The sequence below is a fragment of the Nocardia alba NBRC 108234 genome, from assembly GCF_001612665.1.
Lineage (GTDB): Bacteria > Actinomycetota > Actinomycetes > Mycobacteriales > Mycobacteriaceae > Nocardia > Nocardia alba.
Map to the genome: position 1 here is coordinate 195,458 of NZ_BDAX01000018.1, position 23,863 is coordinate 219,320.

26 protein-coding genes are annotated in these 23,863 nt (G+C 68.1%); 18 read left to right on the plus strand and 8 right to left on the minus strand.

The window, feature by feature from the left end; genetic code table 11:
- Window positions 1–7: 7 nt before the first annotated feature.
- Complete coding sequence (locus NA12_RS19965; RefSeq protein ID WP_067453797.1) at window positions 8–514, plus strand: pyridoxamine 5'-phosphate oxidase family protein; 507 nt, start codon at window positions 8–10, stop codon at window positions 512–514.
- 187 nt (window positions 515–701) lie between these two features.
- Entirely contained in the window at window positions 702–1,193 is a 492-nt protein-coding gene (locus NA12_RS19970; protein WP_067453255.1) for a beta-class carbonic anhydrase, read from the plus strand.
- A 230-nt stretch (window positions 1,194–1,423) separates the two neighbouring features.
- On the opposite strand, the gene NA12_RS19975 is transcribed toward NA12_RS19970, so the two are convergent.
- Window positions 1,424–2,122 carry an HAD family hydrolase gene (locus tag NA12_RS19975; protein ID WP_067453258.1) on the minus strand — a complete coding sequence of 233 codons (699 nt, stop codon included), beginning with the start codon at window positions 2,120–2,122 and terminating at the stop codon, window positions 1,424–1,426.
- Window positions 2,123–2,306: 184 nt separating this feature from the next.
- Window positions 2,307–3,068 (minus strand): 3-hydroxyacyl-CoA dehydrogenase, encoded by a 762-nt coding sequence (locus tag NA12_RS19980; protein WP_067453261.1) that lies wholly within the window; start codon window positions 3,066–3,068, stop codon window positions 2,307–2,309.
- Window positions 3,069–3,140: 72 nt separating this feature from the next.
- Between NA12_RS19980 and NA12_RS19985 the strand changes: the two genes are divergently transcribed.
- Window positions 3,141–3,734, plus strand: coding sequence for a TetR/AcrR family transcriptional regulator (locus NA12_RS19985; protein ID WP_067453264.1), 594 nt, complete (start codon window positions 3,141–3,143; stop codon window positions 3,732–3,734).
- Between the two features lie 17 nt (window positions 3,735–3,751).
- Here the strand turns inward: NA12_RS19985 and NA12_RS19990 are convergent, their stop codons facing one another.
- Window positions 3,752–4,714, minus strand: coding sequence for an oxygenase MpaB family protein (locus NA12_RS19990; RefSeq protein WP_067453267.1), 963 nt, complete (start codon window positions 4,712–4,714; stop codon window positions 3,752–3,754).
- Between the two features lie 142 nt (window positions 4,715–4,856).
- On the opposite strand from NA12_RS19990, the gene NA12_RS19995 reads away from it, so the two are divergent.
- Window positions 4,857–5,516, plus strand: coding sequence for a TetR/AcrR family transcriptional regulator (locus NA12_RS19995; protein WP_067453270.1), 660 nt, complete (start codon window positions 4,857–4,859; stop codon window positions 5,514–5,516).
- A 74-nt stretch (window positions 5,517–5,590) separates the two neighbouring features.
- Here NA12_RS19995 and NA12_RS34340 read toward each other — a convergent pair whose 3' ends face one another.
- Entirely contained in the window at window positions 5,591–6,190 is a 600-nt protein-coding gene (locus NA12_RS34340) for a hotdog family protein (protein ID WP_067453275.1), read from the minus strand.
- 203 nt (window positions 6,191–6,393) lie between these two features.
- Between NA12_RS34340 and NA12_RS20005 the strand changes: the two genes are divergently transcribed.
- The 5 genes from NA12_RS20005 (at window position 6,394) to NA12_RS20025 (ending at window position 11,712) form a co-directional block, all read left to right on the plus strand.
- A complete protein-coding gene (locus NA12_RS20005; protein WP_067453802.1) occupies window positions 6,394–7,569 on the plus strand; it encodes a 3-ketosteroid-9-alpha-monooxygenase, oxygenase component in 1,176 nt (391 codons plus the stop codon).
- 37 nt (window positions 7,570–7,606) lie between these two features.
- On the plus strand, window positions 7,607–8,785 hold the full coding sequence (locus NA12_RS20010; RefSeq protein WP_067453278.1) for an acyl-CoA dehydrogenase family protein: 1,179 nt from the start codon (window positions 7,607–7,609) through the stop codon (window positions 8,783–8,785).
- 26 nt (window positions 8,786–8,811) lie between these two features.
- Window positions 8,812–9,717: a biphenyl-2,3-diol 1,2-dioxygenase gene (gene bphC, locus NA12_RS20015; protein WP_067453282.1), complete on the plus strand. Its 906-nt coding sequence runs from the start codon at window positions 8,812–8,814 to the stop codon at window positions 9,715–9,717.
- 175 nt (window positions 9,718–9,892) lie between these two features.
- Window positions 9,893–10,741: an IclR family transcriptional regulator gene (locus NA12_RS20020; protein ID WP_067453283.1), complete on the plus strand. Its 849-nt coding sequence runs from the start codon at window positions 9,893–9,895 to the stop codon at window positions 10,739–10,741.
- Complete coding sequence (locus NA12_RS20025) at window positions 10,738–11,712, plus strand: alpha/beta hydrolase (RefSeq protein ID WP_067453286.1); 975 nt, start codon at window positions 10,738–10,740, stop codon at window positions 11,710–11,712. The genes NA12_RS20020 and NA12_RS20025 overlap by 4 nt, the downstream gene beginning before the upstream one ends.
- Window positions 11,713–11,796: 84 nt before the next feature.
- Here the strand turns inward: NA12_RS20025 and NA12_RS20030 are convergent, their stop codons facing one another.
- Together NA12_RS20030 and NA12_RS20035 are read right to left on the minus strand one after the other, a co-directional pair.
- Window positions 11,797–12,084, minus strand: coding sequence for a putative quinol monooxygenase (locus tag NA12_RS20030; protein ID WP_067453290.1), 288 nt, complete (start codon window positions 12,082–12,084; stop codon window positions 11,797–11,799).
- Window positions 12,085–12,121: 37 nt separating this feature from the next.
- Window positions 12,122–12,676, minus strand: a complete 555-nt coding sequence (locus NA12_RS20035) for a TetR/AcrR family transcriptional regulator (protein ID WP_371856009.1) — start codon at window positions 12,674–12,676, stop codon at window positions 12,122–12,124.
- Between the two features lie 225 nt (window positions 12,677–12,901).
- Here NA12_RS20035 and NA12_RS20040 point away from each other — a divergent pair, with 225 nt between their 5' ends.
- On the plus strand, window positions 12,902–13,930 hold the full coding sequence (locus NA12_RS20040) for a Rieske 2Fe-2S domain-containing protein (protein ID WP_067453296.1): 1,029 nt from the start codon (window positions 12,902–12,904) through the stop codon (window positions 13,928–13,930).
- A complete protein-coding gene (locus NA12_RS20045) occupies window positions 13,927–15,012 on the plus strand; it encodes an NAD(P)H-dependent amine dehydrogenase family protein (RefSeq protein WP_067453301.1) in 1,086 nt (361 codons plus the stop codon). The genes NA12_RS20040 and NA12_RS20045 overlap by 4 nt, the downstream gene beginning before the upstream one ends.
- Window positions 15,013–15,023: 11 nt before the next feature.
- Here the strand turns inward: NA12_RS20045 and NA12_RS20050 are convergent, their stop codons facing one another.
- A complete protein-coding gene (locus NA12_RS20050; RefSeq protein WP_067453304.1) occupies window positions 15,024–15,704 on the minus strand; it encodes a PadR family transcriptional regulator in 681 nt (226 codons plus the stop codon).
- Between the two features lie 129 nt (window positions 15,705–15,833).
- Between NA12_RS20050 and NA12_RS20055 the strand changes: the two genes are divergently transcribed.
- Complete coding sequence (locus NA12_RS20055) at window positions 15,834–16,340, plus strand: flavin reductase family protein (RefSeq protein WP_067453307.1); 507 nt, start codon at window positions 15,834–15,836, stop codon at window positions 16,338–16,340.
- Between the two features lie 45 nt (window positions 16,341–16,385).
- Here NA12_RS20055 and NA12_RS20060 read toward each other — a convergent pair whose 3' ends face one another.
- On the minus strand, window positions 16,386–18,017 hold the full coding sequence (locus tag NA12_RS20060) for a flavin-containing monooxygenase (protein ID WP_067453310.1): 1,632 nt from the start codon (window positions 18,015–18,017) through the stop codon (window positions 16,386–16,388).
- Between the two features lie 195 nt (window positions 18,018–18,212).
- On the opposite strand from NA12_RS20060, the gene NA12_RS20065 reads away from it, so the two are divergent.
- The 6 genes from NA12_RS20065 (at window position 18,213) to NA12_RS20090 (ending at window position 23,851) form a co-directional block, all read left to right on the plus strand.
- Window positions 18,213–19,748, plus strand: coding sequence for an FAD-binding protein (locus NA12_RS20065; RefSeq protein WP_067453313.1), 1,536 nt, complete (start codon window positions 18,213–18,215; stop codon window positions 19,746–19,748).
- A 107-nt stretch (window positions 19,749–19,855) separates the two neighbouring features.
- Window positions 19,856–20,227, plus strand: coding sequence for a nuclear transport factor 2 family protein (locus tag NA12_RS20070; RefSeq protein ID WP_067453316.1), 372 nt, complete (start codon window positions 19,856–19,858; stop codon window positions 20,225–20,227).
- A gap of 11 nt (window positions 20,228–20,238) precedes the next feature.
- Window positions 20,239–21,900, plus strand: a complete 1,662-nt coding sequence (locus NA12_RS20075) for an FAD-dependent oxidoreductase (protein ID WP_067453319.1) — start codon at window positions 20,239–20,241, stop codon at window positions 21,898–21,900.
- Window positions 21,901–21,911: 11 nt separating this feature from the next.
- Window positions 21,912–22,169, plus strand: a complete 258-nt coding sequence (locus tag NA12_RS20080; protein WP_067453322.1) for a hypothetical protein — start codon at window positions 21,912–21,914, stop codon at window positions 22,167–22,169.
- Between the two features lie 24 nt (window positions 22,170–22,193).
- Window positions 22,194–22,985 carry an SDR family NAD(P)-dependent oxidoreductase gene (locus tag NA12_RS20085; protein WP_067453325.1) on the plus strand — a complete coding sequence of 264 codons (792 nt, stop codon included), beginning with the start codon at window positions 22,194–22,196 and terminating at the stop codon, window positions 22,983–22,985.
- Entirely contained in the window at window positions 22,982–23,851 is an 870-nt protein-coding gene (locus NA12_RS20090; RefSeq protein ID WP_067453328.1) for an alpha/beta fold hydrolase, read from the plus strand. Before NA12_RS20085 ends, NA12_RS20090 begins: the two co-directional genes overlap by 4 nt.
- Window positions 23,852–23,863: the final 12 nt, after the last annotated feature.

Genomic DNA, 23,863 nt, shown 5'->3' on the forward strand with positions numbered 1-23,863 from the left:
GGTGAACGTGGGAGTCAAACAACGGGCCACTGTGCAGATGAGCGCGGACGAGATCACGCGATTCCTCGACCACAGCAGAGTGCTCACCTTGGCGACACTCGATGCCGAGGGGAAACCGCACCTGACGGCGATGTGGTTCGGCCACATCGACGGCAAGATCTATTTCGAGACCAAGGCGAAGTCGCAGAAGGCGACCAACCTGCGTCGCAACCCGACCCTCACCTGCATGGCCGAGGCGGGCGACACCTACGACCAGTTGCGTGGCGTCTCGATCGAAGGAACAGCGCATCTGATCGAGGACACCGCCGATGAGGAGTATTGGAACGCCGGAATCGATGTCTTCCGCCGCTACGTCGGTCCCTACACCGAGCAGGCTCGTCCGCTGGTCGAGTCCATGATGCACAAACGCATCGTCGTCCGGGTCGACCCGACCCGGATCCGCTCGTGGGACCATCGCAAACTCGGGCTGCCCGCGATGCCGCTCGGCGGCAGTACCGCTGACGGTCAACCCTGATCGGCTCGGCCGCGCGGCACCGTAGGCTCTCATATCGAATACCGCGCACTGCTTGCTTCTAGTCGTTCGCACCGCTGCGAACGACCCTTCTCCTCGAACTGCGCAAATCTCTGGCCGCACTCGTGCATGGCACCAACCATGGGTGCGGAGATTCGCTGTCGCCATCCATCGACCCGAGGACGCCACCATGACCGTTACCGACGAATACCTCGCCAACAACACCGCCTACGCCGCGCAGTTCAACGGCCCGCTCCCGCTGCCGCCCAGCAAGCACGTCGCCGTGGTGGCCTGCATGGATGCCCGTCTCGACGTCTACCGCATCCTGGGTCTGCAAGACGGTGAAGCGCACGTGATCCGCAACGCGGGCGGCGTGGTCACCGACGACGAGATCCGCTCGCTGGCCATCAGCCAGCGGCTGCTCGCCACCACCGAGATCATCCTGATCCACCACACCGACTGTGGCATGCTCACCTTCACCGACGACGATTTCAAACGCGACATCCAGAACGAGATCGGCATCAAACCCACCTGGTCCGCCGAGGCCTTCGGCGATCTCGACGAGGACGTCCGCAACTCGCTGCGCCGCATCGAAGCCAGCCCCTTCATCACGCGCACCACCTCGCTGCGCGGCTTCGTCTTCGACGTCGCGACCGGGAAACTCAACGAAGTGCTCGACTGATCATCTGAGTGACGGCCCGAGTGGCGAGATCAGACGCGCTGCTCGGGCAGTACACGGTGTTGGGCAGAGATGGAACCGCTACCACCGGTGTCCGCGTGGGTCGATGACCAGAACCCGAGCCGGGTCGATCTTGCGGAGGTGGAGCTCGTCGAGCAAGGTCTTCTGCTCGACAGGGATACACCCTATGAGGCATGGCCTGGCAGCGGCGGCGTCAACCTCTGGATCAGCGGTCATGGCAGTGCGGCGAGCAGCGCCTCCGGATCCTTCAGGTGGGGAACGACGCTGTCGGCGCCGACAGCGGATAGTTCCTCGACCGAGTACTGTCCGGTGCCGACACCGATCGAAAAGGCGCCCTGCGCGGCTGCCGCCTCCACATCGTGCGGGGTGTCTCCGATGATCACGGTCGCATGCCCTTCGTAGTGGACCCCGTAGCGCTCCCGCGCCCGCGCCCGCGCTGTCTGCACCAACGACGACCGGACGGTATGAGCGTCACCGAAGGCCGCGATGGTCAGGTCGAGGTGGCGTCCGAGGCCGAGTTCGCCTACTTTGATCCGCCCGATAGTCTCCAGGTTGCCGGTCAAGACCGACTGCACCACGTCGCCATGCGCAGCAAGGGCTTCCACCGCCGCCGCGGCCCCTGGCAGCGCCCTGCCGCCGCGTGACCGCAACTCATGCCTGCGTCGTTCCGCGATCTTCGCCGCGAGTTCCTGCACGTCATCCTGACGGTCCGCGAGCGCTGGATCCGTGGCAGCGATGAACTCGGCGATGACAGCTCGATCCGTGCGTCCAGCCACCAGCACTCCCGCCGGCGGCGAGAAACCGGTGAGTTCGGAAAACGCCGATCGGATCGCGTGCTGCCCGAATCCAGCAGGATCGAGCAGGGTGTAGTCGAGATCCCAGAGCACGAGTTGTCGTGGCGCCGCAGTCACGGTCGATTCCGCCTTTCAGTGTGTGCGGCTCCGTCGCCGCGCAAGCCGGCCGAGGCTAGTTCAGCGGCCCCGATCCGGTCATTGTTGCCGCCGGTCGCACCGTCGTGGCCACTCCCACTCCCCCGACATGAAAATATCCGGCCGGGTGGACTGCCCGGCCGGATAGGTTCTCGCACAGATCAACTCAGCGCGGGGCCATTCGGATGGCGCCGTCGAGGCGAATGGTTTCGCCGTTGAGCATCGGGTTCTCCACGATGTGGCGGGCCAGCGCGGCGAACTCGGTGGGCTGGCCGAGACGCGAGGGGTGGGGCACCTGCGCGCCGAGGGACTGCAGTGCCTCCGCGGGCAGCGTTTCGAACAGCGGCGTGTGGAACAGGCCAGGCGCGATGGTGACGACGCGGATCTTGAAGCTCGCCAGATCACGCGCGATCGGCAGGGTCAGGCCGACGATGCCGCCCTTGGACGCGGAGTAGGCGGCCTGGCCGATCTGGCCGTCGTAGGCGGCGACGGAGGCGGTGTTGATGATGACGCCCCGTTCCTCACCGACCGGGTCGGTGCCCGACATGCGTTCGGCGGCCAGCCGGATCACGTTGAACGTGCCGACCAGGTTGACGTTGATCACCTTGGTGAAATCGGCGAGCGGGAACGCACCCTTCTTGCCGACTGTCTTGATCGCGTTGCCGATGCCCGCGCAGTTCACGGCGATCCGCAGCGGCGCCAGCGATTCCGCGACGTCGAGTGCCGCGACCACCGCCGCTTCGTCGGTGACGTCGGCGGCCGCGAAAGCCGCGCCCTCACCCAGTTCCTTGGCGACGGCCGCGCCATTGGACGAGGCGAGGTCGACGATGACGACCTTGGCGCCCTTGGCGTGCAGTTCCTGCACGGTCGCCAAGCCGAGACCCGACGCACCGCCGGTGACGATCGCGGATGAGTTGACGAAATCCATACTGTTTCTCCTGTGTTCGGTGCGGTCCTACTGATTATTGACACACTTCGCCAAAACTGTTTGGCTTTCGCGGTGACCCAGCCAGTTCCCCGCCGCCCCGGCCGTCCCAGCGTGCTGGACACCCGGGCCGTGTCGGTCGGTGCGCTGCGCCTGTGGACCGACCGCGGCTTCGCCACCACCGGCTGGAACGATCTCGCCGGGGCCACCGGGATCAGTGTGCGAACCCTGTTGCGGCACTTCTCGTCCCGATCCGACATCGCCTGGATCGGGGTCGCCCCGGCGACGGAGCGGCTACGCGACGCGCTCGTGGGCGCGGCTCCCGAGGATCCGCCCTCGGTGGTCGTGCGGGCCGCGATCGTCGAGTCGGTGTCGCGCGATCCGCGAATCCACGAGCTGGCGCCGGCCTGGCTACGGTTGATCGCCTCGGAGCCCGAGCTGGCCGCGACCGCTCCCCGGATCTACCGGCCGTGGATCGACACGCTGTCGGGCTACCTCGCCGACCGATCGCACGGCGGCCCCGCTGCCATCCACCGGGCCATCGCCACCGCCTACCAGTCCGCCACCTTCGCCGCGCTGATCGAGTGGGCCGAATCCGGCGCGCGGGGCGACTGCGCGGATTCGGTCGACCGGATGCTGCGATGGATGGATCCACACCTTCCGGGCTGAGCACCACTCGAGCACGGCTACGCGCGCACGCGCCGCCGCGATCGGGCCTCGACGGTCTCCGGCGCGAACGAGGTGAGCCCCACCCCGCGGTAGCGTTCGACCAGGCGGTCGTACTTGCGCCGATTGCGAGACATCGGGGAGTCGGTCACCGCGGCGGGCAGCCGGGTGTAGGCGACACGCAGGGCGGCCGTGAGGAGCCGGAATTGCCGGTCCTGGCGCGCGGTCCAGGTGATCGGCATCTTGGCCCGCACCTCGGGATGCATGATGCCGCAGCCCAGGAGCATCACGACGAAGCCGAGCGCGGGCGAGCCCATCCGCCACAGCGGCGCCGCGACGGCCGGCACGAAGTCCGGGCGCGGTGCGCGCCGGACCGCCGCGAGGGCGGATTCCAGCGCCGGGGTCGCGCGGAGTTCGGTGATCATCTGGTCGTAGTGGACGGTCAGGTCCGAGTAGTTCGCGATCGGTTGCGAGTTGCCCGGCAGGTGCAGACCCCGCGTCTTGCTGAGGTACTGCTCCCAGATCGCCTGGTCGGCCGCAGGCGAAGGGGTGTCGCCGGTCAGCGCCAGGTAGGCGCCGCGCTGGACGAAGAAGGTCGAGTAGAGGATCCAGTTCCACGCGTGCGGATTGAGCGCCGAATAGCGTTCGCCGTCCGGACCGACGCCTTTGACGTCGCGATGCAGCAGCATGAGCCGCTGCGATTCGGCCTCCCGATCGGCGTCTTCGCCGTGGTAGATCAGCTGGTCGGCCGCCGCGGTGCGCACTGCCCGCGCCCACGGCTCATCGCGCGCGCGTCCGGTGTCCTCCAGCGCGGCCGAGACGGGGGGCAGCATCGGCTGGTCGAACAGCCCGACCCCGAACAGACCGAACAGGACCGATCCGCCGACACGTTCGAATCGTGCGACAGCGCTGTGGGTTTCGCGCGAGGACACCGAGGTGGCGTCGACCGAGCGGGTTGCCTGAGGTGACACAGGACAGGTCATCGGTGAACTCCTTTGTTCCGCCGCTATTTCTGGTGCAATCCGGCACCAGAAACTAGTCTGGTGTCAGATTGCACCAGAATTGAGAGCCGGTCAAGAGTTCGGAGTGGACTATTCTGGCGCCCGAGGAACAGGAAAGGCGGCTATGCGCGAGGACTCCGACGACGCGGCGACCACGCGCGTCTACGGTGGCGTGGCCGCGGAGGAACGCCGATCACGCCGTCGTAGCGCACTGTTCGATGCCGCGCTCGACCTGCTCGCCGAGGCCGGCGCGCCCGCGGTCACCAAACGCGCCGTCTGTGTCAGAGCCCGGCTCAACGATCGCTACTTCTACGAGCAGTTCACCGACCGCGACGCCCTGCTCACCGCGCTGGTCGAGGAGCACACCGCCCTCGGGATCGTCGCGGTGGTCACCGCTACCCACGACGCCGAGCCCGACGTCCACAGCCAGGTGCGCGCGGCAGCCGACGCCGCGCTGGGTTTCCTGCTCGCCGACCCACGCCGATCCGCCCTGCTGCTGAACGCGCAGAGCACCGAGGCGATGCAGGCCGCGCGACTGAGCACCCAGCACGCGATCGCCCGCGCGATGTCGGCGGTCGGCCGCGAGATCCTCGCCCAACCCGCCGATGCGCTCGACGCCGACATGATTGCCTACAGCGTGGTCAGCGGCGCCCTGGAGCTCGTGGCGGCCTGGATGCGCGGCGAATTCGACACCACCCGCGAACATCTCGCCGACCTCATCGCCCGACTACTGCTGACCTCCGACAACGCGCAGCACGTCACCGCGACGAAGTCGGCGACCTAGCGCGCAGCGGGCGCGAAGCGTGGTGCGGTGATGTGGCGGGAGCTCGACGCGGGCCCGGCAGCGGGTCCGCTCCCCTAGCGCGAGTCCGGTGTCGCGTCGCCGGTCACGGCGAAGGTAGCCCACGCACGCACCACGACAGCGCCCGTCGCGTCGGCGCCGCACAGGCTGACATCGACACGGGATTCGCCGTCCTGCAGATAACTCTGTGTCACCCGCCCCGAGCACGACATGACATCGCCGGGCGGCAGCGGGCGCACGGACCTGGTGCGGAAACGGCGGATCGTTTCTGCCCCGAGCCAGTCGGTGGCGTAGGTCGCCAGCAGCGCCGCCGCCTGCGGCGACACCCGCTCGCCGGCGAAGGTCTCCGCCGCCGCCCACGACTCGGCGACGAGACCGCCGGTGCGGTCGAAGTATCGGGTCAGCGAGTCGGCGACGCCAGGGCGGTCGGGGGAATCGGCGCGGATCGCGGTCAGCCGGTCGCCCGCGCGCGGCGGCGGACCGAAGAACCGGTGATCGGTCTCGGCCCACTCCCCCGCCGGTGAACCGTCGGCGGGCAGGAAGGTCGGCGGTACCACGGGCCGATCGGCGATCCGGTAGGCCGGGTTGTCCGAGCGCGCCGCCTGCGCGAACAGCCGAATGGCATCGGTGTCCAAGACCACCGCGACGTTACCCATGATTCACTCCTGCTCGCCGAGACCGATGCCATCACGGTAGGGCGGCCCGTCGGCTGTGATCGGTTCCGCTCCCGGTGACCGGGACGACGGCCGACCGGGGCGAAAACATGTCCGCTGACCGGGAAGACCACGACCCGCCCACCCGCGCTCGGCGCGACCATCGGCGCAGCTCATCCCCACTCCGTCCGAACATGGAGGTTTCGATGCCGGAGAACTCGCCGAACGGCCGATCACAGGACACCACCGCCGACTACCGGCGGATCGAGGCCGCCGCGGCGCCGACTCGGTTCGCCCGCGGCTGGCACTGCCTGGGCCTGCTCTCGTCGTTCCGCGACGGCAACCCACACGAGGTGAAGGCCTTCGGCACCATGCTCGTGGTGTTCGCGTCCGAATCCGACGGCGCGCTGCACGTGCTCGACGGTTACTGCCGCCACATGGGCGGCAATCTCGCGCACGGCACCGTCAAGGGCGACTCGATCGCCTGCCCGTTCCACGACTGGCGCTGGGGCGGCAACGGCAAGTGCACGGCCATTCCGTACGCGCGCCGGGTGCCGCCGCTGGCCAAGACTCGCACCTGGCCGACGCTGGAGCGCAACGGCCAGCTCTACGTCTGGCACGACCCGCAGGGTTCCAAGCCCACCGACGAGGTGACGATCCCCGAGATCGAGGGCTACGGCACCCCGGAGTGGACCGACCTGACCTGGAATTCGATTCTGATCGAGGGCTCGCACTGCCGCGAGATCGTCGACAATGTCGTCGACATGGCGCACTTCTTCTATGTGCACTTCTCCTTCCCGCGCTACTTCAAGAACGTCTTCGAGGGCCACGTCGCCACCCAGTACATGCGCTCGACCCCGCGCCACGACGTCACCGTCGGTACCAGCTACGACGACCCGGATTCCGCGCTGCGGTCGGACGCTTCGTATTTCGGTCCGTCGTACATGCTCGATCGGCTGTGGAGCGAATCGAACGGGATGACAATCGAGACGGTGCTCGTCAACTGTCACTACCCGGTCGACGAAAACTCGTTCGTGCTGCAGTACGGCGCGATGGTCAAGAAACCGGCGGGCATGTCCGACGAGGACGCCGACGCGATGGCGGCGCAGTTCGCGCAGGGCGTCGAGTACGGATTCGAGCAGGACGTCGAGATCTGGAAGAACAAGGCGCCCATCGACAATCCGCTGCTGTCGGAGGAGGACGGCCCGGTGTATCAGCTGCGCCGTTGGTACAAGCAGTTCTACGTCGACATCGACGACGTCACCGCGGACATGACCAAGCGGTTCGAGTTCGAGATCGACACCGATCGCGCGGTGACCAGCTGGGAGGCCGAGGTGGCCGACAATATCGCCCGCGGCGCCGTCATCGACACCATGTCCTGATCCCGCACCTCACCACGAACAGAAAGCATCACCGAAGATGACCAGAGTTCTCGACAATATCGCCGCCATCGCGGACCAGCTGCGTGCGCAGGCACCGGAGGCGGAGCGGCTCGGGCAGCTGCCCGATGCCACGGCCCAGCTGCTGAAGGCAGCGGGCCCGATCCGTCTGTTGCAGCCCACGAAGTACAGCGGCTTCGAGGCGCACCCGCGCGAGTTCGCCGAAACGGTGATGGCCACCGCCGCGCTCGACCCGGCCAGCGGCTGGATCGCCGGCATCGTCGGCGTACACCCGTGGCAGCTGGCCTTCGCCGACCCGAAGGTGCAGGACGAGGTGTGGGCCGACGACCACGACACCTGGATGGCCTCGCCCTACGCACCGACCGGCATCGCCCGCCCGGTCGAGGGCGGCTACATCTTCAACGGCCGCTGGCAGTTCAGTTCCGGCACCGATCACTGTGACTGGATCTTCCTCGGCGCCATGCTCGGTGACGCCGAGGGCAAGATGGCGCTGCCGCCGACGATGCTGCACATGATCCTGCCGCGCCGGGATTACCAGATCGTCGAGGACTCCTGGAATGTGGTGGGGCTCAAGGGCACCGGGTCCAAGGACATCATCGTCGAGGACGCGTTCGTGCCCGACTACCGGGTGATGAACGGTGACCACGTCATCGACGGCACCGCACAGAAGGAGTACGGGGTCACCGAGACGCTGTACAAGATGCCGTGGTCGACGATGTTCCCGCTGGGCATCAGCTCCGCGGTGGTCGGCATCGCCGAGGGCGCCCTGGCCGCGCACCTGGACTACCAGCGCGACCGGGTCGGCGCGCAGGGCACCGCGGTCAAGGACGATCCGTACGTGCTGTTCGCCATCGGCGAGGCCGCCGCCGACATCAACGCCGCGCGTCAGGAACTGCTCGCCAACGCCGACATGATCTTCGACGCCGTCGACGCGGGCAAGGAGATCGGCTTCGCCGAACGAGCCGCGGTCCGGCGCACTCAGGTCCGCGCGGCCTGGCGCGCGGTCACCGCCGTGGACCAGATCTTCGCCCGCTCCGGCGGCAACGCCATGCGGCTCGACAAGCCGCTGCAGCGCTACTGGCGCGACGCGCACGTCGGACTCGCGCACGCCATCCATGTGCCGAGCACGGTGTATCACGCCTCGGCCGTCAGCTCTCTCGGTCTCGAGCCCGCGGACAACCTGCGCTCGATGATCTGACCCGAATACCGAGAAGGACAACGGAAATGACAGATATCAAAGGCCTCGGCTACGTCAAGATCCAGACCGCCGACATGGACCGGTGGCGCGAGTTCGCGTTCGAGGTGCTCGGTTTCGCCCAGGGCAGCGGCCCCGACGAGAACGCCTTGTACCTGCGGATGGACGAACGCGCGGCGCGGATCACGATCGTGCCGGGTGACAGCGACGCCATCGTCACCATCGGCTGGGAAGTCCGCGACCACGCGGCCCTGCTCCGCGTCCAGGAAGCCGTGACGGCAGCCGGGATCGCGGTGAAGCCGCTGTCGGTCGAGGAGGCCGACGCGCGCCGGGTCGAGGAGGTCATCACCTTCCAGGACCCGACCGGCGCCACCCTCGAGGTGTTCCACGGCGCGGTGCTCGACCACAGCCCGGTGATCACTCCGTTCGGCGCGCGATTCGTCACCGGCGCACAGGGTCTGGGCCATGTCGTGCTGCCGACCATGGACCCCGGCGGCGCGTTCGGCTTCTACACCGATGTGCTCGGATTCCTGCCGCGCGGCGCGTTCCGGATCCCGGCGCCGCCGGAGTACGGCCCGATGCGGGTGCGGTTCCTCGGTGTCAACGAGCGCCACCACAGCCTGGCGCTGTGCCCGGCACCGCACGGCGGGGCGCCCGGACTGGTGCACATCATGGTGGAGGTCGACACTCTCGACGCGGTCGGCCAAGCCCTCGACCGGGTGACCAGGGACGGCTTCTCGGTGTCGTCCACGCTGGGCAGGCACACCAACGACAAGATGGTCTCGTTCTATGTCCGCGCGCCCGGCGGCTGGGATATCGAGTTCGGGACCGAGGGCATGCGGGTCGACGAGACCTATTACAGCGCCGAGGAGATCACCGCGGACAGCTACTGGGGCCACGACTGGTCCGGTAGCGAGCCACTCGCCGCGATGTAACTTCGCAATCAGCCCACGACGGCCCCTGGCCCCGAGCTTCCCGCTCGGACCAGGGGCCGTTTCGTATTGACCTGCTGATTCATGTGACAGCGACCACAACGGATGGTATGAATAGGTATATGCCTAATCGAAATATGCGACTGGGCATCAGCTCGTAGATCCGAATGGAGAGCTCATGGTCATCCAGGCCGAGGCCACCACCCCGAGCGCGATCCTCGATCGCGCCTCCCTGCTGCTCGACGCGTTCGACGGTCCGGGCAGGCTCACCCTCGCCCAGATCGTTCGGCGCACCGGCCTACCCCGATCCTCGGCGCATCGCATGCTCGAACGGCTGGTGCACCTGCGCTGGCTACGTCGCGAAGGGCGCGACTACGAACTCGGCATCCGGCTGATGGAACTCGGCTCGCTGGCGGTGCACCAGGATCGGCTGCACCGGGCGGCGATGCCGTTCCTGCACGAACTGCACCGGGCCACCGGGTTCGTGGTGCATCTGGCCGTGCTGGACGGTACCGACGTCGTGTACCTCGACAAGGTCGGCGGCGAGCTGTCGGCCGTGGTGCCCACCCGCGTCGGCGGCAGGCGGCCCGCCGCCTGTACCGCGGTCGGCAAGGCGATTCTGGCCTACGCCGATGAGCACCGGATCGCCGATGCCCTCGCGGGCCAGGGCGGCGCGCGCACCCGCTACTCGATCACCACCAAGGCCCAGCTCGACACCGAACTGGCCAAGGTGCGCGCGCACGGGATCGCGGTCGAACGCGAGGAGTCACTGCCCGGCTTCGGCTGTATCGCCGCCCCCATCGGTGATCTCGGCGAGGCCGCCGTGGCGGCGGTGTCGGTATGCGGACCGGTGGATCGGATGCTGTTCGATCACCGTCTCAGCGCGCCGATACGCACGACCGCGCTCAATATCTGGCGCCACGTCGACGACGGCCGGGTCCGGGTACGCCCGACATTGCAGCAGCATCCTCGTCCACTGAGCGTGGGCCGGTCCTACCCGGACCATCGCGGAACCCGTACGGCGTGACCGTGCGAACTTTTCCGATCACCGGGCCCGGTGCGGTTCCCGATCCGCAGGTCGCGGCCGTGCTCGCCACGCTCGACGCCGGATTCCCCGATGTCGCCACAATGACGGCGACCGATGCCCGCGCCGCGATCAGCGCCAGACGTGCTCCGCCGCAACGACTTCCCGAGATGGCGCAGGCGCGCGACCTCACGATCGACGGTCCCGGTGGCCCGCTGCCGCTGCGGGTGTTGCGGCCCCATCACGACGGGGATCCACTGCCGGTGATCGTATTCGCGCACGGCGGCGGCTTCGTGTTCTGTGACCTCGACAGCCACGACGAGCTCTGCCGGTCGATGGCGGCGGGCGTCGGCGCGGTGGTGGTCTCGGTCGACTATCGACTCGCGCCCGAGCACGCCGGCCCCGCGGCCCATGACGACCTGTTCGCGGCGCTACGGTGGGTCGCCGCGCACGCGGGCTCCTTCGGTGGGGACCCATCGAGGATCGCGGTGGCCGGCGACAGCGCGGGCGGCAATCTCGCCGCCACCGTGGCCATCGCGGCCAGGGACGCCGGCGGGCCGCCGCTCGCGGCGCAGATCCTGATCTACCCGGTGATCGACGACGATTTCGAGACCGAGTCCTACCGTCGTTTCGGCACGGGCCACTACAACACGACCAGCGCCATGCGGTGGTACTGGGCGAACTACGCGCCGCACGGCACCGACGACGCGCGTCTCGTGCCGACCAGAGCGGACTCGCTGTCGGGTCTACCGCCCGCGGTGGTGATCACCGCCGAACTCGACCCGCCGTGTTCGGCCGCGGACGCCTACGCCCAGCGGCTCGCGACCGACGGTGTCGTGGTCGCGCATCGCCGCTACAGCGGGCTGTTCCACGGATTCCTCAGCATCGCCTCGCTGTCCGCCACCATGACCGCGCGGACCGAGATCTGGGCGATGGCGCGGCAGTTGCTCGAACTCCCTCGGGACCCGGGGTAATCGGCACGGGTGCCCGCTCTGTGCCGCGACACGAGCAGGCACCTGCACCCGGATCGTATCGGGTGCCCGCAACCGATTCCGGTGTCAGACCGCGGTGAAGTACTCGATCTTCGGCGCCCCCGCGAGCAAGGGGGCCATCAGCTTGCCCGCCGCGCGGAAATGCTCCGACCGGCCGTGGGCTTCGACCGCGGCGTCGTCGGAATACAGCTCGAAGAACCGGTAGTGCTCGGCGTCGGTCCGCGACCGCACCAGCTGGTAGGTCAGATTGCCCGGCTCATTGGCCTTGATCTGGGTGATGAGATCAGCGACGACGGCTTCGAACTCCGCGCCCGCACCGGCCTTGACGGTGACCTCGGCGATGACTGCGATCATGATTTGGCTCCTTTTTCGTGCGACAGTACCGGCTCGCTCAGGCTCGGAGATAGGCGACGATGGCGCCGGTGAGTCCGGCGAGGGCATCCTCGAGGTTGCCGTAGGTGCCGAGCGTGCGTTCGGAGGTGATGCCGCGCATCGCCGCCGGAATCAGCGCGGCCACCTGCCGCACCCGCACTGGGTCGACCCCCAGATCCGCGAACGCGCGCTGGCAGGCCTGGTCCCAGTTCGGTTTCCACGACGACAACTCCGCGGCGGTGAGCGGGAACTCGCGCTCGAGTTCGGCCTGCTCACGCGGCAGCGCGGCGCGCAGCGTCTCGATGGCGAGTGATTCCGGGGTGCGCAGGCCGACGGCCATGCCGTCGACAAGGGCGGCGACGCGTTCGTGCAGGGTGCCGTCCGGGCGCAGGTTCGCTGGCAGGTCACCGCGCTTGTCGGCGGTGTAGCGCAGCACCGCGGCCCACAGGCCGTCGATATCGCCGAACTGGTACTTGACCACACCCCAGGTGGCGCCGATATCGCGAGCGATGCGATTGCCCGATACCGCCGCGGGATCGCCGGTGGCCAACGACGCGATCGCGGCTTTGATCATGCTGTCCCGCGAGTGGATACCTCGCTTGTTGGCGCGTCGCCCACCGATCGCCGCTTCCGTCACAAGGCTCGACTATAGCGGCCCTGAGCTGCGGGATCCAGTTTTCATCGACCCCTCTTGTATTTTTTCAAAGAGGGTTCTACGCTAAATTCGCTCTGTGGTCGGCATCACTACCGAGCAGCTCATCGCCGGGTCGGCACACGCCGGATGCCTCAGGAGGTTCCGATGGCCAAGACACCCCTGCCCATGGAACCGACGGGCTGGTTCCAAGTGGCGTGGTGCGCCGAGATCACCGTCGGCGCGGTCCACCGGATGAAGTACTTCGGACGCGAAATGGTCGCCTGGCGTTCGGCTTCCGGCGAGATCGCGGTCTTCGACGCCTATTGCGAGCATCTGGGCGCCCATCTCGGCTACGGCGGGCGGGTCGAGGGCGAGAACATCGTGTGCCCGTTCCACGGCTGGGAATGGAACCGCGAAGGCCGCAACGTCTGCATCCCCTACGAGAGCCATCCGAACAAAGGCCGGCGCATCCGTAGCTATCCGGTGGTGGAACGCAACGAGGCGGTGTGGATCTGGTTCGACACCCAGGGTCGGGCACCGCATTTCGAGGTGCCCGATATCTTCGCGGATTTCGGCGACGACAAGACCGCCCGCGACTACTACCGGCCGGTGCCCGCCGCGACGCTCTATCGGCAGGGGCTGGAACTGCATCCGCAATACGTGCTGGAGAACGGTGTCGACTTCGCGCACTTCACGGTCGTGCACAAGACACCGTTCGTCCCGAACTTCACGCGCCACGACTTCTCCGGGCCGGTGTCGTTCGTGGACTTCACCATCGCCTTCGACGCGAGCATCGCCGAGAACGACATCGACAGCGGCGTCGAATCGATCAACGCGGGCCTCGGCTGCACGGTCACCAAGAGTTGGGGCATGGTCGACAACCGCACCATGCCCGCGGTGACACCGGTCGACGAGTCCACCTCCGACGTCCGGTTCACCGTCTGGGTGGGGCGTGAACCCGGCGACGACAGCGCCGAGATCACCAGGTACGGCAAGACGATGGCCGCCTACATCATCGAGCAGTTCGAAGCCGACATCCACATCTGGGCGCATCAGCGCTACAGCGACCCACCGGCGTTGTCGCGCAAGGAATTCGACGGCTTCACCGCGCTGCGCACGTGGGCCGCCCAGTTCTATCCCGACAACGGCGCAGACCTCGACCGACGACCCGCGACGCAAGGACGTACTTCATGAGCACCACCGACAGAGTCCGTGTCTTCCAAGTGGCGACCGGCAATCTCGGCACCGAGATGATCGGCCGCATCCAGCAGCATCCCGATCTCGAACTGGTCGGACTGCATTGCTACTCGCCCGACAAGATCGGGCGCGACGCCGGGGAGATCGTCGGCATCGGCCCGATCGGCGTAACCGCTACCGGCTCGGTGGAGCAGATCATCGCCGCACGACCCGACGTCCTCACCTTTCACGGCGTCTTTCCCGACGAGGACCTCTACGAGAAAGTCCTCGAGGCGGGCATCGATGTGGTGACCACCGCGGACTGGATCACCGGCTACCACCGCGACACCAACCACCCGCATCCGTCCGGCCGCAAGGTCAGCGAGGTGATCACGGCCGCGTGCGCGCGCGGTGACTCCACCTTCTACGGCACCGGCATGAATCCGGGACTGAGCCAGATCCTCGGAATCGTGCATACCGCCGATGTCAGCGAGATCGAGAACATCACCGTCACCGAATCGGTCGATGTCTCGTGTCACCACTCGGTCGATACTTGGAAGGCCGTGGGGTACGGGCGCCCGATCGACGATCCCACGATCGGGGAATCGCTGCACAAATACACCGCGGTCTTCGCCGACGCCGTCTATCTGATGGCCGATGCTTTCGGGCTCGAACTCGACGAAGTGCGGTTCGGGTACGAACTCGGCGCGTGCACCGAGGATGTCGATCTCGGCTGGTATTTCCTGCCGAAAGGATCGTTGGGCGCCAATTACATCAAGTACCAGGGCATGGTGGACGGGGTCGCGCGGGTGGAATCACACCTGGAATGGCAGATGACCCCGCACACCGATCCGGCGTGGGATATCAAGGGCTGCTATATCACTCAGGTCACCGGCGATCCCAATATCTACAGCAAACACATGATCTTCCCGCGCAAAGGATTCGACCTGTCGGATCCGCGGAACTTCGCCTCGATCGGCATGACGGTGACCGGACTGCCCGCACTCAACGCCATCCGGTCGGTGGTCGCGGCACCCGCGGGCATCATCACGAGCGCGGACCTTCCCTTGCGCGCCTTCGCGGGCCGCTTCAAGATCTGAACCAGCACGCCTCAGTCCGTGGGATCGTGCCCTTCGGTGCGCACCCGCTGCTCGATCTCGCGCCAACGGCCCGGTGTCGGGTGCGGGTAGTCGGCGCGTTCGTCGCGTTCGGCCCCGGCCAGCACGGTGGCGGCGTTGTCGATATCGTCGATCAGCTGCTGGGCGAGGTCGCGTTCGGTCGCGTAGTGGCGCTGGGCCCATTGCAGTACCAGCTGCGAATAGGCCCAGCCCGGTTCGGATTTCGCGGCTTCGGCGTCGATCGCGGCACGCTTGGCGAGTTTGTCGACGTCGGCGATATGGTCGTGCAGGATCTGCTTGAGCCGCTCCGGGGACCCGAGATGGCCGAACATCACGCGCAGCAGCACGTGGTGTTTGAGCACCGACGGATCGACGGGGGCCTTGTTCCACCAGGTGGTCACCGCGTCCCTGCCCTCGGTGGTGATCCGGTACAGCCGCCTGGCGCGCATGGTGTTGTCGGGGTCGAGGCGCGAACTCGCGAAGCCGTGCTGCTCGAGCTTCTTCAGTTCGGCGTAGATCTGGCTGTAGGACGGGGTCCAGTAGACGTAGCGCAGACTCCAGTCCGCCCACTTCTTCAGGTCGTAGCCGGAGATCTCCTCCTCGTACGAGAGCATGGCGAGCACCGCCCAGCTGGTCGGCGGCAGGTTGGGCACGCCGGGGTCGGGGTTGGCCATGGCTGCATGCTAGCAACCGGTCTTGCCGGAATTCACCCGTCGACAACCGCTGACCGGGAGACGGTCTTGAGACGGTCCTCGATACTCCCGGATTCTGGGCACCATCGGATTCCGTTCGGAAGGACCCCCATGAATACGGACAACGTCGTCGTCGACGCGGGTATCCCAGCGCCCGCTGACCTGCGCAGGGTGCTCGGTCACTTCGCGACCGGCGTCGCGGTGATCACCGCCCACGACGGGACGCGCCCGCTCGGCTTCACCTGCCAGTCGGTGGTGTCGGTGTCGCTGGATCCGCCGTATGTGTCGTTCTGCCCGGCCAAGAGTTCCACCAGCTGGCCGCTGCTGCGCGAGGCGGGCGCCCTGTGCGTCAACATCCTGGCGCGGGAGCAGAGCGCGCTGTGCCGGCAGTTCGCGGTGCGCGGGGCCGACAAGTTCGCCGGCGTGGCATGGGACAGGGCGGGCAACGGCGCGCCCGCGCTGGCCGGGGTGCTGGCCCAGCTCGAGGTGACGGTGGAGTTCGAGCACGATGCGGGCGATCACACCGTCGTGCTCGCCCGCATCGGTGACCTGCGGGCCGTCGAAGGGGCCGAGCCGCTGCTGTTCTACAAGGGCGGGTTCGGCGGGTTCGCGGCCTGACCCGACGACGGGGCGCTCCGCCGCGGACCGCCCCGTCGTCCTCGCTCACGCCTCGATCACGTCGAAACCCTTGTATCCCGCGGCCGCGACCTCGGCGATGATCTCGCCGTAGACGCCGAAACCACCGACGAAGGGCATGAACACTCGCGGCCTGCCCTCGATGTTCGCGCCCAGATACCACGAATTCGCCTGTGTCATCAGCGTTCCCGCGGCCCGGTCGCCACATTCGAGCACCCATTGCGCCACCGCGTCCCGGCGCGCCTCCAGTGCCGCCGCTCCCCTGGCGTCGAGGAAGCCGATCGCCTCGGCCACCCAGTCGACGTGCAGTTCCGAGTGCAGCACCATGTTGGCCAGCACCGACGGACTGCCAGGGCCGGTGAGGTTGAACAGGTTCGGGAACCCCGCCACGCCCAGTCCCAGATAGGTACGCGGTCCGTCCCGCCAGGCCTGGTTGAGTGTCTCGCCGCCCCTGCCCACGATATTCATCCGCGAAACCGATCCGGTCATCGCGTCGAATCCGGTGGCCAGCACCAGGGTGTCGAGGGGGAAGTGCGCCGCGGTGGTGTGCACGCCCTCGGCGTCGATCCGGGTGATCGGCGTCGTCTTCAGGTCGACCAGCTCGACGTTGTCGCGGTTGAAGGTCTGGTAGTAGTTCGTGTCGGTGCAGATCCGCTTGGTGCCGATGGGGTGGTCGTGCGGGACGAGCAGATCGGCGACGCGGGGGTCCGCGATCACGGCACGCACCTTCTCCTCCCAGAATTCCCGCGCTGTGTCGTTGGCGGCCAGGGTGGTGAGCTGGTCGGGGAAGGTCTTGCTGAACAGCACACCGCCCAGTGCCCAGCGCTGCTCGTAGGCCTCGCGCCGTTCCCGCTCGCTCACCGCGACCGCGGAATCCGGGTGCGCCTGGTGTGGCGACCCGCCGCCGCTGACCATCGACAGCCGTCTGCGCTCGGAATAGTTCGCCTTCTGCGCCGCCCGGTCCTGTTCGGTCAACGGCGTATTCCCCGCGGGCACACTGTAATTGGCGGTGCGCTGGAACACGTGCAACCGCTGGGCCTGTTCGGCCACGCACGGGATGGTCTGGATACCGGAGGAGCCGGTGCCGATCACGCCGACCCGGCGGCCGGTGAGATCGACGCCCTCGTGCGGCCAGTGCGAGGTGCGCAGGATCTGCCCGGCGAAGGTGTCGAGTCCGGCGATGGCCGGGGTATTGGCATTGGACAGCGGGCCGGTGGCCAGCACGACGAACCGGGCCGAGACCGCGCGAGCGGTGTCGGTGTCGACCTGCCAGCGCAGGGTCTGCTCGTCGAGCACGATATCGGTGACGCGAGTGCTGAATTCGATGTCGCGGCGCAGGTCGTAGCGATCGGCGACATGCTCGAGGTAGGCCAGGATCTCGGGCTGAGTGGCGTACTTCTCGCTCCAGTTCCACTCCTGCTGTAGCGCGTCGTCGAAGGAGTACGAGTAGTCGACGCTCTCGACATCGCAGCGCGCGCCCGGATAGCGATTCCAGTACCAGACGCCGCCCACACCGTCGCCGGCTTCGAACACCCGCACGCGCAGGCCGCTGCCGCGCAAGCGGTGCAGCGCGTAGAGGCCGGCGATGCCGGCGCCGACGACGACCACGTCGACGTCGGCCGGGGCGTTCGCTGGTGCCGATGGGGTCTCGGGGTTCACAGTGCCTACCTTTCGATGGAGACCGGTTTGTCTGCGGGCGACGCTAAGGACGCGCGCCGCGTTCGAGCAGGTCCGCTTCCCGCTGACCGGCACATTCGCCCATCGACGTTCTCCCGATGATCGGGAGAACCGCCCCACGACCACCGACGGCGGGCCTACCGTCGAGCGCAATTCGAGGTGGTATCAGGAGGAACAGTGGTGGACTGGAACGACGAGGTGGATGTGCTGGTCGCGGGGTCGGGTGGTGGCCTGGCCGGCGCCTACACCGCCGCCCGCGAGGGGCTCAGCGTCGCGGTGGTCGAGGCGACCGACAAATTCGGTGGCACGACGGCCTATTCGGGCGGCGGCGGAGTGTGGTTTCCGTGCAACCCGGTGCTCGAGCGGGCGGGCACCGACGACACCCTCGACGACGCGCTCACCTACTACCGGGCCGTGGTCGGCGACCGTACCCCCGACGATATGCAGCAGACCTACGTCCGGCGGGGTCGCGACCTCATCGAATACCTGGAGGCCGACGACCATTTCGCGTTCCTGCCGCTGCCGTGGCCGGACTACTTCGGCAAGGCGCCCAAGGCCCGGCTCGACGGTCAGCGCCACATCATGCCGACACCGCTGCCCGCCGCCGAGCTGGGCCCGCTGCGCGCATCGCTGCGTGGAACGCTCGACACCGACCGGCTCGGCGCCGCACCGCAGGACCTGCTGATCGGCGGTCAGGCGCTGATCGGGCGGATGCTGCGCGCGATCTCGCGTTACCCACACGCGCGGCTGCACCTGAATTCGCCGCTGGTGGAACTGGTGGTCGAAGACGGCGTGGTGACCGGCGCGATCGTCGAACGCGACGGTGCCCGAGTCGCGATCCGCGCGCGCCGCGGCGTGATCCTGGCGGCGGGCGGTTTCGAGCAGAACGCCGAGCTGCGCGAGCAGTACGGCGTGCCCGGCGACGCACGAGACACCATGGGGCCCTGGGGAAATCAGGGACACGCGCACCAGGCGGGGATCGCGGCGGGCGCCGACACCGATCTGATGGATCAGGCGTGGTGGTCGCCCGGCCTGACCCATCCCGACGGGCGGTCGGCGTTCGCGCTGTGGTTCACCGGCGGCATTTTCGTCGATCAGGAGGGCAAGCGTTTCGTCAACGAGTCGGCCCCCTACGACCGGCTCGGCCGCGACGTGATCCGCCAGATGAACGACCGGGGGCTCACCCTGCCGTTCTGGATGATCTACGACGACACCGAGGGCGAGGTGCCCCCGATCAAGGCCACCAATGTCTCCCTGGTCGAGACCGAGAAGTACGTCGAGGCCGGGCTGTGGCACACCGCCGACACCCTCGCCGAACTGGCCGCGAAGATCGGCGTGCCCGCCGCGAACCTGGAGGCCACCGTCGAGCGGTTCAACGCGATGGTCGCCACCGGTGTCGACCCCGATTTCGGGCGCGGCGACGAAGCGTACGACCGGGCGTTCTCCCACGGCGAACCGCCGTTGGTGACCATCGACAAGGGCCCCTACCACGCGGCGGCGTTCGGCATCTCCGACCTGGGCACCAAGGGCGGGCTGCGCACCGACAGCGCGGCGCGCGTACTCGACCGCGACGGCGAACCGATCCGGGGTCTCTACGCGGCGGGCAACACCATGGCCGCGGTGAGCGGCGAGGTCTATCCCGGCGGCGGCAATCCGATCGGCGCGTCCATGCTGTTCAGCCACCTCGCCGTCCGCCACATCCTCGGCGAATGAGCACTTCCCGATCCTTCCCGCTGGTCGGGAGAGACCGGGCCTGCCGGGCCACCGCATGTGGTTCGGTGCACCTATTCACCCCCTTTCGACAATTCAGGAGTGCCCCCATGGCTTCAGCGGACGACATTCGCGCGACAGTGCGCAAATATGTGGAGGCCGTCGGCAGCGGTACGGCCGCCGACGTCGTCGCCCTCTACCGCGAGGACGCGACGGTGGAGGACCCGGTCGGTACCGAACCGCATGTCGGGCATGCGGCGATCACGAAGTTCTACGAGAACATCGAGCCGCTGCAACGTTCGACCGAACTGTTCTCGGTGCGCGTCGCGGGCGACAGTGCCGCGTTCAGCTTCCGGGTGGTCACCACGTTCGGCGAGCAGACCTTCACCCTCGACCCGATCGACGTGATGACCTTCGACGAGGACGCCCGCATCGTGAGCATGCGCGCTTTCTGGTCCCAGGACGACATGGTCGTCGGCTGAGCGAGGCGACGATGACTGCGACCGAACAACACTGGGATCACGAGGTCGGTTTCCTCGTCGTCGGCAGCGGCGCGGGTGGGCTCACCGCCGCGCTCGCCGCCGCCGATCGCGGCCTGGACACTCTGGTCATCGAGAAGGCCTCGGTCTACGGCGGCAGCACCGCGCTCTCGGGCGGCGGCATCTGGGTGCCCAACAACCCGACGCTGCTGCGCGAGGGCCTCGGCGATTCCCGTGCCGACGTGCGCGCCTACCTCGACGCCGTGGTCGGTGACCGGGTGCCCGCGGCCAACCTGGACGCGTTCATCGACGAGGGCCCGCGCATGCTGGCCTTCCTCGAGACCAGCCCGCACCTGCGTTTCCAGTGGTGCGCCGGCTATTCCGACTATCACCCCGAAGCACCGGGCGGACGGCCCGCGGGCCGGTCCATCGAGCCGCTGCCGGTCGATCTGAAACAGCTCGGCGCGGACGAGGGTCTTCTGCGTCCCGCCGCGCTCGCGACCCCGCCGGGCCTGTTCATCACCTCCAAGGACTTCGTCCAGCTCAATATGGTGACGCGCACCTGGCGGGCGCGCTGGACCGCGCTGCTGACCGGCCTGCGGGCGATCAAGGCGATCGTGCTGCGCAGGCACATGGACACGCTCGGCCGGGCCCTGATCGCCCGGCTGCGCCTGGCCGTGCGCGACGCGGGGGCGCCACTGTGGCTCGACACCCCGTTGCGCGCGCTGATCACCGACGACACCGGTGCGGTGCTGGGCGTGCTCGCCGAACGCGACGGCCGCGAGATCCGGATCCGGGCGCGTGCCGGTGTCCTGCTGGCCACGGGTGGTTTCGAGTACAACCAGGCGATGCGCAAAACCCACCTGCCCGAGGGTGGGCGCGACAACTTCAGCGCGGCGTCGGCGGACAACACCGGCGACGGCATCATCGCGGGCGAGAAGGTAGGCGCGGCAGTCGATCTCATGGACGACGCGTGGTGGATGCCGTCGTTCCAGCGCCCGGAAGGCATCAACCAGGTGCTGGTGTCGGAGCGCTCCATTCCGCGCTCGATCATCGTCGACAGCACGGGCAGGCGCTTCACCAACGAGGCGTCGCCGTATGTGACCTTCGTGCACGCCCAGCTGGCGGGCAGCCACGATCCTGCCTGGCTGGTCTTCGACGCGAAAGCCAAGAGCCGCTATCCCATCGGCGGCATCGTGCCGGGGCAGAAGTTCCCCGCCTCGTGGACGGCGACCGGCCTGGTCCGCTCGGCGCCCGACATCGCGGGGCTGGCCACCGCGATCGGCGTGCCCGTCGACGCGTTGCGCGACACCGTCGGTCGTTTCAACGGTTTCGCTCGCGAGGGGCACGACGCCGACTTCGGCCGTGGAGTCAGCGCCTACGACAACTACTACGGTGATCCGACGCTGGCCACGCCCGCACTCGATGTGCTGGACAAGGGCCCGTTCTACGCGCTGCGGGTGCGGATCGGCGACCTCGGCACCAAAGGCGGACTGGTCTACAACGCCGATGCCCAAGTACTGCGCGCGGACGGTTCAACCATTCCCGGTCTCTACGCCGTGGGCAACACCTCCGCCGCGGTGATGGGCAACGACTACGCGGGCGCGGGCGCGACGATCGGTCCGGCCATGGTGTTCGGCTACATCGGCGCGCGCCATGCCGCCGGACAGCGATGAGGCGGGCGAGCATGCGACCCGTCGAATGCGCGTCCTGCGGCAACAAGGTGCTGGCGGAGAAATTCAGTCCGAGCCACACCAGCATCCAGTGGCTCGACGACGCCGAGTCCGCGTGCCCCGAGTTCGCGCGGCGCGCGGCGCTCGGTGAGCACAGCAGCTGGATCCCCACCTGCCCCGCCCTGCGCGAATCCATCGAGGACGCGGTCCGCGCGGGCGCGTTGACGACCGATCAGTTGCGCCACGAACCGGTTCCCGGCCGACTCGGCTGACACCCACAACCAGGAGAGCACTCCATGAACAGACTCGACAATCACCGCACGCTGGTCACCGGGGCCGCCTCCGGCATCGGACAGGCCACCGCGCTCCGGCTGCTCGACGAGGGCGCCACGGTGGTCGCCGCCGACGTGTCGACCGACGGCCTCGCCGCGACCAGCGCGCGGGCCGCCGAGCGCGGCACCGCGGACCGGCTCACCACCCTGACCCTCGACATCGGCGACGAGCAGTCGGTGATCGCGGGCGTCCGGTCGTCGATCGAGACCCTGGGCGGCCTGGACTCGCTGGTGAACGCGGCGGGCATCCTGCGCGCCTCGCACACCGAGCAGACCTCCCTCGACCTGTGGGACCTGATCATCCGGGTGAACCTCACCGGCACGTTCCTGGTGGTCCGCGAGGCACTGCCCGCGCTGCTGGCCAACCCGCGCGCGACCGTGGTGAACTTCAGCTCCACCTCGGCGGCGTTCGCGCACCCGTACATGGCGGCCTACGCGGCGAGCAAGGGCGGCATCCAGTCCTTCACCCACGCCATCGCCCTCGAGTACGGCGGCAAGGGCCTGCGCGCGGTCTGTGTCGCGCCCGGCAGCATCAAGTCGGGGATCACCGACGCCACACCGGGTTACCTGCCCGCCGACTCCGACTGGGCACTGTTCTCGAAGTTGTCTCCCGCGCTGCCGACCGACCGTGAATCCGGCGGCGCGGGCATGGGTGACCCGACCGCGGTGGCGGGCGTCATCGCGATGCTGGTCTCCGAGGACGGCGCCTTCATCACCGGCACCGAGATCCGCATCGACGGCGGTACCCACGCATGACCGACCTGAGCTACGCGGGCACACTGCGCGAGATCACCACCGACGCGGGCGTGTTGCGCTACCACGAGGCCGGCGAGGGACCGCCGCTGTTGCTGCTGCACGGATCGGGTCCCGGTGTCACGGGGTGGCGTAACTTCGGTGGCAATCTCGCGGTGTTCGCGCGGCGATTCCGTTGTCTGGTCCTGGAATTCCCCGGCTTCGGGGTGAGCGACGACTTCGGCGGGCATCCGATGGTCACCGCGCTCGACGCGGTGGTCCGCTTCGTCGACGCGCTCGGCCTGGACAGCGTCGACATCATCGGCAACTCGATGGGTGGTGGCGTGGCACTCAACTACGCCATCGCCCACCCGGCGCGAGTCGGCAAGCTGGTGACCATCGGCGGCATCGGTCGTAACCTGTTCAGCCCCGGCCCCGGCGAGGGCATCAAGCTGCTGCAGGAGTTCACCGAGGAGCCCACCCGTGAGCGGTTGATCCAGTGGCTGCATTCGATGGTCTACGACCCGGCGTTGGTCACCGACGAACTGATCGAGGAGCGCTGGACCCAGGCCACCGATCCCGCGACCCTCGACAGCGCTCGCCGGATGTACAGCAAGGCCGCGTTCGCGATGATGGTGCGCGCCATGGAAGCCGCCGACACCCCGCCGCCGTGGGCGATGCTGCACAAGGTGGCCGCACCCACGCTGATCACGTGGGGACGCGACGACCGGGTGAGCCCCCTCGATATGGCGCTGATCCCGATGCGCACGATCCCGCGCGCCGAACTGCACGTGTTCCCGAATTGCGGGCACTGGGCGATGATCGAACGCAAGCGCGAATTCGAGTCGGCCGTCCTGGCTTTCCTCACCCGCGAGGACGCCACGCACTGATACGAGAGAATG